Here is a 13,851-nt window from a genome sequence, read left to right as displayed (position 1 = left end):
ATAGGTTGCTCTAACTTGCTTTTGCCCTTTTTTCGTTTAGAGCAAAGGTTCATTCATATCCTGTTAATGCAGTTTACCTTACCAAAAGTTATCCAAGGGGGCATACTATTGCTTACTTTAGCCCTTCAAGAGCGCAATCTGATAAGCCATCGGCTCTGCCGTAGGTCATTTAACTATGTAACCGCTTGAACCTCAGCTCAGGGTTAATCTTCGTAAAATGATCTCAACTGGCTTTTGTTCACAGTAAAGGAAGCTAGCTCTGAAGTACTATGGTTGATGTAGTTCACTGCATCTTCAGATAATCGAACTGTGTTTTCTTCAATTAAGTACACGATCTTTTTATCTAAAGGATGACCTTCAAAATATGAAGCAAGTGAGTAGTTTTTGATTTCTACTGGCAAATAGTCATTTATTATCGAACTAAATTGAACATCAAAAGCGCCAGACATATTTGTTCCTACGACTCCATAAAGATTGTCAGAGTTAAAACTGCACTCGGTCAGGGACTTAAAGTTATTTCTGAATGCCTTGAACACAAAACCGCCATAGCCCTTACTCTTAAGGGATGAATAAGAAACCTTTGGCAGTGATTCATCAGCAATATATAAACCTTGTCCATTTAACAATAACTCATTGTTAGAGCAATGCTTAAGAGGCTGCTCAAAAGCAAATACATCAACTTCCTCAAACTCATGCATCATACTAATAAAATTACTCTCAGTAAGGGAGCAATTAAAGTCGAGTATAAAATTCGACTTGCCTTGATTTTGAAGCAAAAATGATTTGACTTCATTGATGCTGTCTGGCGATGCCTTTATTTTAACGTAGCAGCCATTTACTTGATCGCTATAGTAATCCGAAATACCTAAAGTTCGATATGTGGCAGATTCACTGCTGCGCTTCAGCCTGAACGGCTTAAGGGACATGTTGACAAAATAACTTATCGCATTCCCAATATGCTCGGACTCTTTGAATTTAAAAATAGTAAACCTTTCGACAATTTCTTCAAATGTCTCCCCAGCACTTGGTGACAGAGGAAGTTCAATAGCAAACTGAACACCCTCCTCCATGATAAAAGCAACCAAAACCTCTTTCTTGGAATTAATTACGCCAGATGCTGTAGAGATAGGATTAGGGATCAAATATTCATTAACGAGTAACTTAAGCAAGATATCCATACGTCACTATATACCCCATTTCTTCTAATGCATGTTTGCAAGTCTCGGCCTTCACAGTACCACTTTTATCAACTGAGTTGATCATAATAAAGTCTGGGTTACCACTTCGAATAATCGGCAAAAATGATTCAAGGCCAATTGTTTTGGACAACGTGATCGTGAACGAGTAGTTAGTCTGGGTTTCATTTAAGAGTGCTACATTTTGTGCCCATACTTTTTTATATTCATGACACCTTTTGTTCCGCTCTTCGAGCAAAACATCAGTACCAACAGAGAAACCAGAAAAGTATGGGGTTTGCGTTAGTTTTCTAGTAATACTCACTAAAGGGACATGTCCTCCAGTCGCTATCCTAAAAATTTTTTGATTTTTAAGGCAGTTCATAATAAGAGTGATCAACTCGGTTGCTTTTATCTCGAGAGGTTCACCGCCAGAAATTAGAACAATATCCTCAGTCGTTGAATGTATCTCCTCATGCGCCACAAACTTAACTCTCGATGGGTAACTTCCATGCGGGCAATGAGAACATTTTGCTGAACAACCATCATTTACCATTACTGTTTTAAGACTCATAACTCTTATCCAGCAAAAAGCTTTCTAATAACTGTTGGTATGCATCAATTAAATCGGTAAAGTAAGCATCAACTTCGTGCGCAGCTACCAACCTTTTAAGCTGCTCGCTTTTTAGGCCAAGAAAACCTGAAATGACTTGATTTGCTTCCTTTTCAGAGACGCCAAAATATTTGGAGATAAACTCAACACGTTCATTGTTAGTCAGATCCAGTTTTGGGCTGGTAATGAAAGTAATCCCATCAAACATCGGGTCGCCCACTTCAGCGAGATCCCAATCAATTACGTAGATACTGTCACCTTTGATCAATATATTGTCAGGATGAAGGTCGCCGTGAATAACTATGTCGCTAGACTGAGACTTGGAATTCATGCCTTTGATAATCTCACCTAACTGGCTGACTACTGCAAGCTGCTGCTCTCTACACAGGTTAGAAAGAAGCTCTCCGCTGACGTATTCCCACTCAACCATGTTGCCATCATGAGAAAGTAGCTTGGGTGACGGATAGTTTCTATTCTCTGTAAGAAGAAATGCCTCGTTAATACACTCTGAATTTGGGTAGACCTGAATATATGACCAACTAGAGTATGAGCGTTTCACAAAGTGTTTTTTGGCGGACATAGAACGCACGTCCAGCTCTTCAGTTATATTTTCCTTATGCTGGCGTATAACAATGGCAATCACTAAAAAGACAATTGCAATAACGCCAGATAAGGTCAAGTTGATACCTTCAAAGGTCGTGAAATATAAAGAGTAAATAGAGCTTAATGCTAGCCCCATTATTGCTGAAAGCATTGCAGCCATTGACATGGCTGTGGAGAGAGATTTTGTATTTCTCAAAGCGGTCATCAGATTCGCGCTTACAATCGGCCTATAGATGGATTTGAAACCACAAAGAATCAGAAAACCTGCGAATACAGCCGCAACATTTTTAACTGACATAAACAGAAACGCTAAAGCAGCAACTAGACCCAAGATAAGGATATTGAGTTCAAGTCGCCATTTATTAAGAAAGTATTTCTTGTAAATGTCTGAAGCAACAGCAGACACCATGTTACCTATCACAAAAAACAAACCAATAACGATTGTTGGATTGTAATCCACAAGTTGCTCAAAGTGGATTTGTACAGTTCGTGTGTTTATTGAAACCAAAAAAGTACACATCGAACCTACCAAAGCAATCATTAAAAAGTAGGTATTATAGATATCATATGTGGAGCTGCGTATCAGCTCGATTGCCGAATCGCCACGCCTTACTTTATTTTGTGTAATGGCTGGCAGTTTATATAGTGCAAAAAGTGCAATGGAGAATGATACGATTTGGAAATAAAAAGGTAGACTAGGATCAAGATGATACAGGGCACCACCAAGAAGAATCATCGGAATGGTGGCTTTGTAGAACTGTGAATTTAGTTCAAATTTGAATTTCTGTATTTGGTCGCTTTCAATAATAGTACTGAGCAGTTTGTCTTCAGCACCGGAAAACAAAGAAGACGACAAGGTAATGAACAGCATATAGAAAACATAAGATTCTACGCCATCAAAAAATACTATTGATACAAAAGCAGCAATAAAAGACAGAAGCCCCAGTTTAAGGGTTTTGTCGTTACTCCATTTATCGGAAAGTAGCCCAAAGGGTATCTCTAAAAAAAATGGTAATATACCGAATAGTCCGGCAATGGAAACAATCTCGGAAACCGTTACTCCCTTTTCGTTTGCTAGAAAAATAGAAAGTACAGGAACTACCCAAGCAGTAGATTTCCCAATATGAAATAATTTATATAACGAACGATTACTCACAGAAAATCTTTCCTCTACATTCAACGCATCTATTAATATCTCTAAGTTCCTGCAAAGGTGCCTTTGCAGACCAGTCAATCTGGTCTTTTTCGTATATGTTTCCAAATGGCTTCGAGTAGAAGCAGTTCTTCAGCGAACCATCGTAATCTACAAGCAGTGAGATTAATGGAAAGTTACATGCTCAGGTGAACGTATTCTATCACTGGAGCTATTCGTATAGAATTTCAGGCAATCAATGAACTTGTCAGCATTCCAGTCAATCTTACCGAGAGAGTACATTTCAGATATTTTCTGATAAAGTGAAGAGTTATAATCAGTTAACCTTGAGAAAAGATTCGTGCACTCATTTCTATTAGGAAGTAAGTTTACCTTCAGTTGATTAGCTACATCAATTGTCATACTGTCACGGGAAAAGCTAGTCGAGTCACAATCTAATGGACTAAACCCAACGTAATCAATCGGGCTTCGGTCTATGAGTTCAAGATACTCAAGCAGATTACGAGTGACCACGCTTGTTAAAGTAGTTCGGATACCTACATTCTGGTTTGGGTTAAGGGACTTAACTCGTTCAATATTGCTCCAAACTTTTTCAAACTTATTCGTTCCTCGAATGAGCTTATATGAATCAGCATCAATTCCATCCATCGAGATAATGATTTCTTTAATTCCGAAGTGCGCTACCCAATCATATTTGTGGAGCAGGATTCCGTTAGTATTCAGCTCAATGTCAAGGTTATAACTTTTAGCGGTAGCCAAAACTTCTTTGAGTTGAGGGTGAAGCAATGGCTCTCCACCTGAGATCATTACAGAATGTGCTCCCTTGTCTGCAAGTAACTCGAAAGTATCCTTGAGCACACCAATGTCATGATAATTTTTCTTTGCTTTCCAGCAGTCACAAATGACACAAGGACTATTACAATTTTGAATAATATGAACAATTGGAATAGTTGGGCTCCAATACTCTTCTAAGTTCAGCTCGTTAAATTTGGCACAAATTAGATTGGCTTTTGTCAGTTCAAAACCCTTTTGAATAAGATCTGACATCAAAGCATCGAAGTCAGTTCTTACAACATCCGCCTCAACTTCGAACTCTTTAGCCAACTCATCAATTGAGCGACCATTAATCACAGCCTCCTTTATCAAGGTCACAGCAGTAATATTAAGCTCAGTGGTTGAAATTTTCTTAAGGCAAGTAAGAGTTTGTTTCTCTTCATTGAGAATATATTTTATATTCATATGCAAATACTGGTATTAATAGGTGGAAAGATCAATCTCCACCTCAAATGAAATAGTTTAGATACTATTTTGTTTTCTTCTCTACTGGCTTGAAGCAAGTTGAGCGTTCAGATATTGCTGGGCTTGATTTTGGAGTTTGGTATTTCATGAGAATTTTCCTTAATTACTTATTAATAAAATATATAGCGATTGTTATGAGCCTTGAAAGCCTCATTGACAAGCCACAGTATGTTTACCAGTTTTGAGTTTTAATTAAACACTCTCGCTTCAGTTATATGAAGCTGGTCGCATACTTTAAGGTAAAGTCACATTTATAAAATAATCAATGAAAATACTTATGATGTTATTAGAAAAACAGCTCTACTTCGCTTGCATGAGTCGGCGTATATAGACCAACTATAATTAAGGCATTGATTTACAATGCTTCTTTTCTTGTAAATTAGTAATATTCCTTGTCATTATTATCTTCCACCCTGTTTAGCTTCAAAGGCCAATGTGTACCTGTCTCTTATACATAAATCCCCTGCCAACCGGCAGGGGATTTTTTTGAACTTCCTTTTGATATCACGATCTGATCCTTTGTTATTTCACCAAGGACGGTCATCATGTTTTTCCCCACACCACATCATTGGGCCCAATCACTTTTTGGGCACGCTAATTTAGGCGATCCGAGACGGACGAAACGACTAGTACAAGTGGCCGCGAATCTTGCACAACACACAGGGAAGTCACTAGTGAAATCATGCCAATCACCTGCCGATATTGAAGGCGCTTACCGTTTAATTCGTAACGAACACATTGATTGTAATGCCATTGCAGAAGCAGGCTTTCAGGCTACGATACAAGAAGCTCAGCACCATGATTTACTGTTAGCTCTTGAAGATACGACCTCGCTGAGCTATGCCCATCAAGCCGTAAAAGATGAGCTTGGGCATGTGAACTCAGGCAACAGAACTCGTGGCCTTTATGCCCATTCTGTTCTCCTTTTTTCACCTCAATCCCAGCAGGTTGTCGGCTTGATTGATCAACTTCGATGGACAAGAGATATCAAGACTCGAGGTAAGTTATAGAGTGGGATGGTTCATTACATTATTACCCAACTTCTTAAGAGAAATAGCAACCAGAGCAGTCACAACAGCGCCAGCAATCATACATACGATAGCCATGAACGGTTTATTCATTGCACCAAGTAGCGCGACTACTGGACCACCGTGTGCGACGCTGTTGGTGATACCCAAAGTGAACGCCATGACAGCTGCAACCATTGAACCAACAACGTTTGCAGGAATAACAGAGAGTGGATCTTGCGCTGCAAATGGGATCGCACCTTCTGAGATACCAACCAGCCCCATCGCACTGGCAGGTTTACCGGCTTCAATTTCAGACTCTTCAAAGATACCCAACTTGCGGCCAAGAACAGTCGCCAGGCCCATGCCTAGAGGTGCTACCGGAATCGCACACGCCATTGCACCCATAAATTGAGCCTGACCACTGGCGAGCATACCGACAGAGAACAGGAAGGCGACCTTGTTGAATGGCCCCCCCATATCAAAGCCAGTCATACCACCCAGTACAATACCAAGCAAAACCACGTTACCTGTGCTCATGTTGGTTAACATGGCGTTCAGGCCATCCATTAGGCTTGCCATCGGTGTACCGATAACAAAAATGAACAGGCTAGAGATAAACAAGCTACCCACAATTGGTGCAATCATGATTGGCACCAGTGGTTGGATAGTCTTATGATACCTAAGGCTAACCAGCCACTTAACGAAGTAACCGACCAACAAGCCGGCAATGATGGCACCAATAAAGCCGGTACCCGCTTCAACCCCATAGAAAGAGCCGTTGTTAGCTATCCAGCCACCAATCAGACCTGGTGCTAGCGCCGGACGATCAGCGATCGCATAGGCAATGTAGCCAGCTAAAATCGGGATCATCAACGTAAAGGCAACAACACCTACATCGAGCACTTTCTGCCAAATGCTGTCAGCAGGGATCGCCATCCCGGCTTCAGTTGGCTCGCCACCTATTGCCAGTGCAAGTGCAATCAACAAACCACCGGTTACCACGAAAGGGATCATGTGTGATACGCCATTCATTAGGAAGCGATATAAATCAGAACGCGTCTGAGATACTTTGCTTTCCGTTTGGGGCGAAGCGTCATCGCCCGATGCCTGATAAGGTATCGCTTGAAGTGCTTGGTTGATCAGCCCCTTACCATCTTTGATAGGCGCTCTCACACCAGTTTCTACCAGCTTCTTACCGGAAAAACGTGCCATATCAACCTGCTTGTCACAGCTGACAATAATGGCTTCTGCTCGTTCGATTTCTTCGTCAGTCGGGCTGTTCTTCACCCCGATAGAGCCGTTGGTTTCTACTTTGATTTCGTAACCGAGCTCAGTAGCCGCTTTTTCTAGCGCCTCTGCGGCTAGATATGTGTGCGCAACTCCAGCAGGACAGCCTGTTACACCAATCAGCAGGCCTTTATTAGCTATAGGCATAGCTTTATTGGTTTCTGTTTTTCCCATTAATAGGTTCAGTGCATTCTGTTCATTTTTTGCTGTAATGAAGGCATCAATGAAACCATCTTCAACCAGTTTTGAAGAAAGTACAGCTAACACTTCGATATGATGATCTGCACCGCCATCTGGCGAGGCAATCATGAAAAAGAGTTTTGAAGGCAGGCCGTCTTCGGCACCGTACTCAATGCCGCTACGGCTGATACCGATGGCGACAGCAGGTTCAGCAACAGCGCCACTTTTGGTATGAGGTATGGCGATTCCCCCTTCAAAACCTGTATTGCCTAATTCTTCACGTGCATAGATATCAGCTAGAAACTGGACTTTGTCGTGAATGCGACCTTGCTTGTACAGCATGTCGGTCATTTCAACAAAGACATCTTTTTTGGTCGTAGCCTGAAGATTCAGGCAGATGAGCTTTTCATTAATCAAATTGGAGATCATGAGAGATTCCCGAGTTCATTCCAGTTTCGCTTCTTGATAAGTTTTGGTGACACCATCCAAGAACCGCCACAACATGTCACTAATTTTAACAATAAGTATTCGACATTATTGTGTGGCGTTTTGTCTCCAGTAGCCATGATATTAAGTGCTTTTTCAGACACTGATACTGATTATAAGAATGCGGTGCCATTACGCTTGGTATGATATCAATATTACTTTCGAAACAGTATTCAATTATATAGAGGTTAAGGCTGGAATAAACAACCAGATGTGCCTGCCAGCTTTGCTGGGTGATCATGAAAGCCCGACGCAAGAGCATCGGGCTTTGTCATTGGCTACATATCTACGAGCCACATTAGTTATAAGCGCGAGCAAATCGGCCTGTCGAGCTTGCTGTGTAGTTACCGGCATAAGCAGGTATGAATACTGACTCACCTTTTTCAATAGTCAGTGTCTCGCCATTACTGTGATTTACAGTTAGTGATGCATCGATCGCCAGCAGAATTTCTGCACTTGCTGTGGTGAGTTTTGTACCTTGTTGGTTCTGGTAAACACTGAACTTAAAGTCAGGTACCGGTATTGGGTAGTGAAGGCCACCTTCAATCTGTTCTGGAGCAAGCAATAAGGTATCTGTTGGCATTGGAACAAAGCAAGTACTTGCTACCAACTCAGAAATATCCATATGTTTAGGTGTTAGGCCCGCTCGAAGTACATTGTCGGAGTTCGCCATGATCTCAAGGCCGGTGCCTTTGATATAAGCATGCGGCGTACAAGCCTCAAGGAACATGGCTTCACCTGGCTGTAGAGTGAGCACATTCAGCATTAAGGGTGAAAACAGGCCAATATCCCCCGGATACTGCTGTGCAAGATCAAGGATTAAGGCAAACAGTTGGTCATCTTTGTGCAGCTCGGCATAAGCTAATAAGGCATTCACCGCTGTGCCTTTCGTTTCTCCCTGCAATGACAGCATGGCTTCGAAAAACTGACCTAAGCCCTCTTCACTTGGGTTATTTTCCAATGTGGTAACCAGCTGATGCAAATCAGAAATATCCAGAGCACGGAAGAGCGTAATAATTTCCGCAAATTCACGGAAACCGTTCATAGCCTGGTATGACGTCAATGCGTAGACCAGCTCCGGTTTGTGGTTCGGATCCTTAAAATTACGGTGACCAGCGCTTAGCGGAATACCGGCTTCTTCCTCTTTCGCAAAACCGGCTTCTGCCTGCGCTTTGTTTGGATGAACCTGAATAGACAAGGCTTTGTCTGCTGCCAGAACTTTAAACAGATAAGGTAATTCACCAAACTGCTTGTCAGTTGCCCCGCCAATAATAGTAGCTTTGTTTATTGCTATAAAATCTGCCAAACGTGTTGCTTTACCTGCAACATTAATTTGTGAGCAACCACTTGGATGAGCACCCATCCAGATTTCAGCTTGAGGTTTGCCTTCAGGGTTGGCGATACCAAATAGAGATTCAATTGATGTTGTGCTGCCCCATGCGTAATCCTGGGTAACGTTGTGCATGCGGAACAAACAGGGAGAAGTTGAAACGGCCATGATCTTACCTTTCATTTTTACAGGTTTCAGCGATATGTGTTACTTATGAGAGCAGTAGCAGGTAACTGGATAGTCTTATCGCTGATGGAAATCTCCCTCCTGTTAAGGAGGGAGGTTAAGCGCCAAGCAGGGGAAGTGAGTTTGTTTACTCAGTGCATTGGCGCTGTTTTACTTATTTTCTCAATGACGGGTTATGCTAGAGCAGCCTCTACTTTAGGCTGTCGCATTTTCTTCAGAGAAATAGCAACCAGGGCAGTTACTACAGTACCGGCAAGCATACATACGATAGCCATTAACGGTTTGTTCATCGCACCGAGTAGCGCCACCACAGGGCCACCGTGTGCCACACTGTTGGTGATTCCGAACGAGAACGCCATGACTGCCGCAACCATTGAGCCAAGTACGTTAGCTGGAATGACAGACACAGGATCTTGTGCAGCAAATGGGATTGCACCTTCAGATATACCAACCAGCCCCATTGCACTGGCAGCTTTACCGGCTTCGACTTCAGATTTTTCAAAGATATTCAATTTACGACCCATAATGGTCGCCAGGCCCATGCCTAAAGGAGCAACCGGAATTGCACATGCCATCGCCCCCATGAATTGAGTCTGACCGCTGGCAATCATGCCGACAGAGAACAGGAAGGCGACTTTGTTGAATGGACCCCCCATATCAAAACCAGCCATGCCACCTAATACGATACCAAGCAGAACAACGTTACCCGTGCTCATGCTGGTTAGCATAGCGTTCAGGCCCTCCATTAAGCTGGCAATCGGTGTACCGATAACAAAGATGAACAAGCTAGAGATAAACAGGCTACCCGCAATTGGTGCAATCATGATCGGCACTAAGGGTTGAATGAACTTGTGGTAATTTTGGCTAACCACCCATTTAACGAAGTAACCAACTAACAAGCCCGCAATAATGGCACCAATAAAGCCGGTACCCGCTTCAGCCCCATAGAAAGAGCCGTTGTTAGCTATCCAGCCACCAATCAGGCCCGGTGCCAGTGCAGGGCGATCAGCGATCGCGTAGGCAATGTAACCCGCCAGAATTGGGATCATCAGCGTAAAAGCAACAACGCCCACATCGAGTACTTTATTCCACAAACTACCAGGTGGGATCGCCATTCCGGCTTCTGTTGGTTCACCGCCAATGGCCAGCGCAAGCGCAATCAGCAGACCACCGGTTACCACGAAGGGGATCATGTGTGATACGCCATTCATCAGAAAGCGATACAAATCAGAACGCGCCTGAGACACTTTGCTTTCTGTCTGCGCCGAAGCATTATCGCCCGATGCCTGATAAGGTGTCGCTTGAAGTGCTTGGTTGATCAGCCCTTTGCCATCTTTAATCGGCGCTTTCACCCCGGTTTTTACCAGCTTCTTACCAGCAAAACGTGCCATATCAACCTGCTTATCGCAGCTGACAATAATGGCTTCAGCACGTTCAATCTCTTCAGCTGTCGGACAGTTCTTCACCCCGATAGAGCCGTTGGTTTCTACTTTGATTTCGTAACCGAGCTCAGCCGCCGCTTTTTCTAGCGCCTCTGCGGCTAGGTATGTATGTGCAACTCCAGCAGGACAGCCGGTCACACCAATCAGCAGGCCTTTATCAGCCACAGGAAGATCGTCATTAGCTTCTGTTTTTTCCAATAACAGATTTAGTGCATTCTGTTCATTTTTCGCTGCCATAAAGGCATCAATAAAACCGTCTTCAATCAGTTTTGAAGAAAGTTCTGCCAACACATCGATATGGTGATTTGCACCGCCATCTGGCGAGGCAATCATGAAAAAGAGTTTTGAAGGCAGGCCGTCTTCGGCGCCGTATTCGATACCGCTACGGCTAATACCTATAGCAACAGCAGGCTGAGCAACGGCAGCACTTTTGGCATGAGGTAGGGCGACGCCTTCTTCAAAACCTGTGTTGCCTAATTCTTCACGTGCATGGATATCAGCCAGAAACTGGGTTTTGTTGTGAATACGACCTTGCTTGTGCAGCATGTCGATCATTTCAACAAAAACCTCTTCTTTGGTTGTGGCCTGAAGATTCAGGCAGATGAGTTTTTCATTAATTAAATTGGTGATCATGAGTGTTACCCCCGGATATTTTTTTAAGTACGGCAATCGTGTTGCCGTTGAATATATTTTGAGCGCCAGGGAGTTATTCTTGTAGTGTACCAGAGAGGCATTTACTGGATATTTGTAACATGGGTATTGTAATGTGATCTAACTCTCATATAGATTACATAATGAACGCTATAGAAGCTACGTGATATTAATGCTTATAAATCATTGGGTTGAATGTGTGTCTGATAAGTGTTTTTGAGTGCTTTTTATGCAGGGAACAATTGTTAGAAAATAGCTGAAACTAGATATAAGTAACCAATGATGATGCTGTTAAGCGTGATGCGGTTCACGAATATTTACCCATGTAGGTAACTTTGATGGCATCAGGCGGTGAGGTGAAGAATACTGCCAACAATATTTACTGGACAGACAGATTCGAATAGAGCGCAATAACCATGAGCCAAGTTTTTCACGATCTCATCGATACCCTGCTTTCAGAGCGGGAGCATTTCAACCGCATTTGGTTTGCCGGGGATCAAGTAACGCCGCCTCCATTTAGTTACCAAGTCAACTTTCCACGGCTGGAACTGGTGATCAGTGGTGAATACATTAATGAAATAGAAGATCCGGATCACGGTATTGCCGAAGTGAAAATCATGGCCGGAGATGCGATCTTCATTCCACCCAATAGTTGGAACAAACCCAATTGGGATACTGACTGCTCAGTGTTGAGCTTGCTGTTTGGCCGCCGTCAGCTTGGCTTTAGCCTAGTCAGCAAAGCCAAAGATCAAGAAGCTTTTCACGATATCCAGAAGCTAAGCATTCAAACCCGTACCGGCCATGCTATCGACAATATTCTAGCCGCACTCAATGCACTGTCTAAAGAGCCCCTGCAACAGCCGATGGATGAATATCTGTTACTGGCATTAATGAGCTATTGCCGAAGCATGTTATCTATACCGACTACTTCAGCAAAGAAACGAAGTGAAAACCTCTATCAGGGGATCTGTATTTTTATTCAAGAAAATTTTCATCGGCCAATCAGCCGAGAAACAATTGCCAGACGCTTTAATATCACCCCAAATCACCTGTCACGGCTGTTCCGACAGCAAGGGCATATGCGATTAGCTGATTATATTATCTGGGTAAGGATCGATCGCGCCAAATTCATGTTAAAGAAGTACTCTTTCCGGCTACATGAAGTGGCGCTCCGCTGTGGTTTTCAGGACGTGAACTATTTTTACCGGGTTTTTAAGAACAAAACTGGTTTAACACCATCAGAGTACCGCAGCTCGGTCTAGTCAGTATGAAACGGGCGAGATAAGGTGTGGAGGATTATCGCTTTAAGTGCTTCCGATTCAGTGTTGTCAGTTAGCAATTGACAAAAATCAGGATCCAGTAGGGATTTAGAAAAGTGGGCAAATGCCTGAATGTGCGGGCGTTGTGCTGGTGCAGGTAATATCATCGCTATCAACCGTGTTGCAGGGCCTCGATTTGACTCCCATTCTACCGGCTGCATGGTTTGGATCATCGCCATGGCAGGCTCTTCAATTTCTGCTGACATTACATGTGGCAAAGCAATACCATTTCCCATTACTGTCGACGATACTGCTTCCCGTTTGAGCATGAGATCCAGTAACAATGCTGATTTTTTAATATTAAGCATGTTACACAATTGAGCAAGAAGTGCAGGTTTGTCTTCGTTTACGCATTCATCACCAACCAAACCCTGGCTAGTAAATTTCATATCGAAGGGCAAATAAAAGGTACTGTTATCCTCATCACTGCTATCGACACAACAGGCATTACGGTTATTTTTCTTACCACTGGTCTTCACCAGCATAAATTGTTCGGCAAGAAAATCGGTGAACACCATACAGGCCAGTTCGGCATCGGACCCTTCAACAAGCAGTTGGCATAAATCTCCCGGTTTACACCCCAGGCTCATCATATGGATAGTCTGCTCAACATTGGCTTGACGTAGGTGGGTGACATTTAACATCACGACCACAGCACGAAAGTAACCCGCAAGCATTTTCAGCTGGTTCAATTTCCAGGCAGGAATCCCTTCATCACCAATGATGAAAGTAATACGTCGCTCAATCATAGCTCTTGGCAACGAGCCAGTACACTTGTGGCATCTGTCAATACTTCTTCAATCGTGACACAGTGGATTACGCTGCCCGTAAATCGGGCTCGGTGTTCGATCTCAATATCTGAGGCAATCAGTATCACATCAGCACGGCCAATATCTTGAAAACTAAGCTGGTTCTCGATACCCATCGCTCCCTGTGTTTCAACCGTGATCTGAATGCCTATCTGCTGTGCCGCTTTCTTTAGCGCATCCGCTGCCATATAAGTATGTGCAATCCCAGTTGGACAGGCAGTAACAGCAACAATTTTCATAATATCTCTGTGGTTAACGTTGTTTTAAGTGATTGTCTCGATTCAGGGTAGATAGTCAAGTCACAAGGC

11 protein-coding genes and 1 pseudogene are annotated in these 13,851 nt (G+C 43.1%); 2 read left to right on the top strand and 10 right to left on the bottom strand.

Annotated features, from left to right (window positions below):
• Nucleotides 1-203: 203 nt before the first annotated feature.
• From AC51G0_RS11255 to AC51G0_RS11240, 4 genes are all read right to left on the bottom strand, one after another.
• Nucleotides 204-1,178 carry a hypothetical protein gene (locus AC51G0_RS11255; protein WP_496298503.1) on the bottom strand — a complete coding sequence of 325 codons (975 nt, stop codon included), beginning with the start codon at nt 1,176-1,178 and terminating at the stop codon, nt 204-206.
• Nucleotides 1,162-1,749 (bottom strand): hypothetical protein, encoded by a 588-nt coding sequence (locus AC51G0_RS11250; protein WP_496298502.1) that lies wholly within the window; start codon nt 1,747-1,749, stop codon nt 1,162-1,164. Before AC51G0_RS11250 ends, AC51G0_RS11255 begins: the two co-directional genes overlap by 17 nt.
• Nucleotides 1,739-3,547, bottom strand: a complete 1,809-nt coding sequence (locus AC51G0_RS11245; RefSeq protein WP_496298501.1) for an MFS transporter — start codon at nt 3,545-3,547, stop codon at nt 1,739-1,741. Before AC51G0_RS11245 ends, AC51G0_RS11250 begins: the two co-directional genes overlap by 11 nt.
• A gap of 162 nt (nt 3,548-3,709) precedes the next feature.
• Nucleotides 3,710-4,783, bottom strand: coding sequence for a radical SAM protein (locus AC51G0_RS11240; protein WP_496298500.1), 1,074 nt, complete (start codon nt 4,781-4,783; stop codon nt 3,710-3,712).
• A 605-nt stretch (nt 4,784-5,388) separates the two neighbouring features.
• On the opposite strand from AC51G0_RS11240, the pseudogene AC51G0_RS11235 reads away from it, so the two are divergent.
• A pseudogene (locus AC51G0_RS11235) lies at nt 5,389-5,847 on the top strand (IS4/Tn5 family transposase DNA-binding protein); the annotation flags it as partial.
• On the opposite strand, the gene AC51G0_RS11230 reads toward AC51G0_RS11235, so the two are convergent.
• From AC51G0_RS11230 to AC51G0_RS11215, 4 genes are all read right to left on the bottom strand, one after another.
• Nucleotides 5,848-7,749: a PTS fructose transporter subunit IIABC gene (locus AC51G0_RS11230; protein WP_496298499.1), complete on the bottom strand. Its 1,902-nt coding sequence runs from the start codon at nt 7,747-7,749 to the stop codon at nt 5,848-5,850.
• Nucleotides 7,746-7,886, bottom strand: coding sequence for a hypothetical protein (locus AC51G0_RS11225; RefSeq protein ID WP_496301929.1), 141 nt, complete (start codon nt 7,884-7,886; stop codon nt 7,746-7,748). The genes AC51G0_RS11230 and AC51G0_RS11225 overlap by 4 nt, the downstream gene beginning before the upstream one ends.
• Nucleotides 7,887-8,104: 218 nt before the next feature.
• On the bottom strand, nt 8,105-9,304 hold the full coding sequence (manA, locus tag AC51G0_RS11220; RefSeq protein WP_496298497.1) for a mannose-6-phosphate isomerase, class I: 1,200 nt from the start codon (nt 9,302-9,304) through the stop codon (nt 8,105-8,107).
• 191 nt (nt 9,305-9,495) lie between these two features.
• On the bottom strand, nt 9,496-11,397 hold the full coding sequence (locus AC51G0_RS11215; RefSeq protein ID WP_496298496.1) for a PTS fructose transporter subunit IIABC: 1,902 nt from the start codon (nt 11,395-11,397) through the stop codon (nt 9,496-9,498).
• A 434-nt stretch (nt 11,398-11,831) separates the two neighbouring features.
• Here AC51G0_RS11215 and AC51G0_RS11210 point away from each other — a divergent pair, with 434 nt between their 5' ends.
• Nucleotides 11,832-12,677, top strand: a complete 846-nt coding sequence (locus AC51G0_RS11210) for a helix-turn-helix transcriptional regulator (RefSeq protein WP_496298495.1) — start codon at nt 11,832-11,834, stop codon at nt 12,675-12,677.
• Here AC51G0_RS11210 and AC51G0_RS11205 read toward each other — a convergent pair.
• Both AC51G0_RS11205 and AC51G0_RS11200 read right to left on the bottom strand, forming a co-directional pair.
• Nucleotides 12,674-13,483, bottom strand: coding sequence for a PTS sugar transporter subunit IIA (locus tag AC51G0_RS11205; protein ID WP_496298494.1), 810 nt, complete (start codon nt 13,481-13,483; stop codon nt 12,674-12,676). The two genes, AC51G0_RS11210 and AC51G0_RS11205, sit on opposite strands and share 4 nt — an antisense overlap.
• The gene (locus AC51G0_RS11200; RefSeq protein ID WP_496298492.1) at nt 13,480-13,782 is read right to left on the bottom strand and encodes a PTS fructose transporter subunit IIB; all 303 of its coding nucleotides are present in this window, start codon (nt 13,780-13,782) and stop codon (nt 13,480-13,482) included. The genes AC51G0_RS11205 and AC51G0_RS11200 overlap by 4 nt, the downstream gene beginning before the upstream one ends.
• Between the last annotated feature and the right edge of the window lie 69 nt (nt 13,783-13,851).

The organism is Photobacterium sp. HL06 (assembly GCF_059552575.1).
The sequence above is the reverse complement of the archived record's forward strand: the minus strand, read 5'-3'. Positions and strand labels throughout refer to the sequence as shown.

Coding starts and splice junctions, on each gene's coding strand:
- AC51G0_RS11255 (WP_496298503.1), bottom strand. CDS start 1,178: ATGGATATCTTGCTTAAGTTACTCGTTAATGAATATTTGATCCCTAAT.
- AC51G0_RS11250 (WP_496298502.1), bottom strand. CDS start 1,749: ATGAGTCTTAAAACAGTAATGGTAAATGATGGTTGTTCAGCAAAATGT.
- AC51G0_RS11240 (WP_496298500.1), bottom strand. CDS start 4,783: ATGAATATAAAATATATTCTCAATGAAGAGAAACAAACTCTTACTTGC.
- AC51G0_RS11230 (WP_496298499.1), bottom strand. CDS start 7,749: ATGATCTCCAATTTGATTAATGAAAAGCTCATCTGCCTGAATCTTCAG.
- AC51G0_RS11225 (WP_496301929.1), bottom strand. CDS start 7,886: ATGGCTACTGGAGACAAAACGCCACACAATAATGTCGAATACTTATTG.
- manA (WP_496298497.1), bottom strand. CDS start 9,304: ATGGCCGTTTCAACTTCTCCCTGTTTGTTCCGCATGCACAACGTTACC.
- AC51G0_RS11215 (WP_496298496.1), bottom strand. CDS start 11,397: ATGATCACCAATTTAATTAATGAAAAACTCATCTGCCTGAATCTTCAG.
- AC51G0_RS11210 (WP_496298495.1), top strand. CDS start 11,832: ATGAGCCAAGTTTTTCACGATCTCATCGATACCCTGCTTTCAGAGCGG.
- AC51G0_RS11205 (WP_496298494.1), bottom strand. CDS start 13,483: ATGATTGAGCGACGTATTACTTTCATCATTGGTGATGAAGGGATTCCT.
- AC51G0_RS11200 (WP_496298492.1), bottom strand. CDS start 13,782: ATGAAAATTGTTGCTGTTACTGCCTGTCCAACTGGGATTGCACATACT.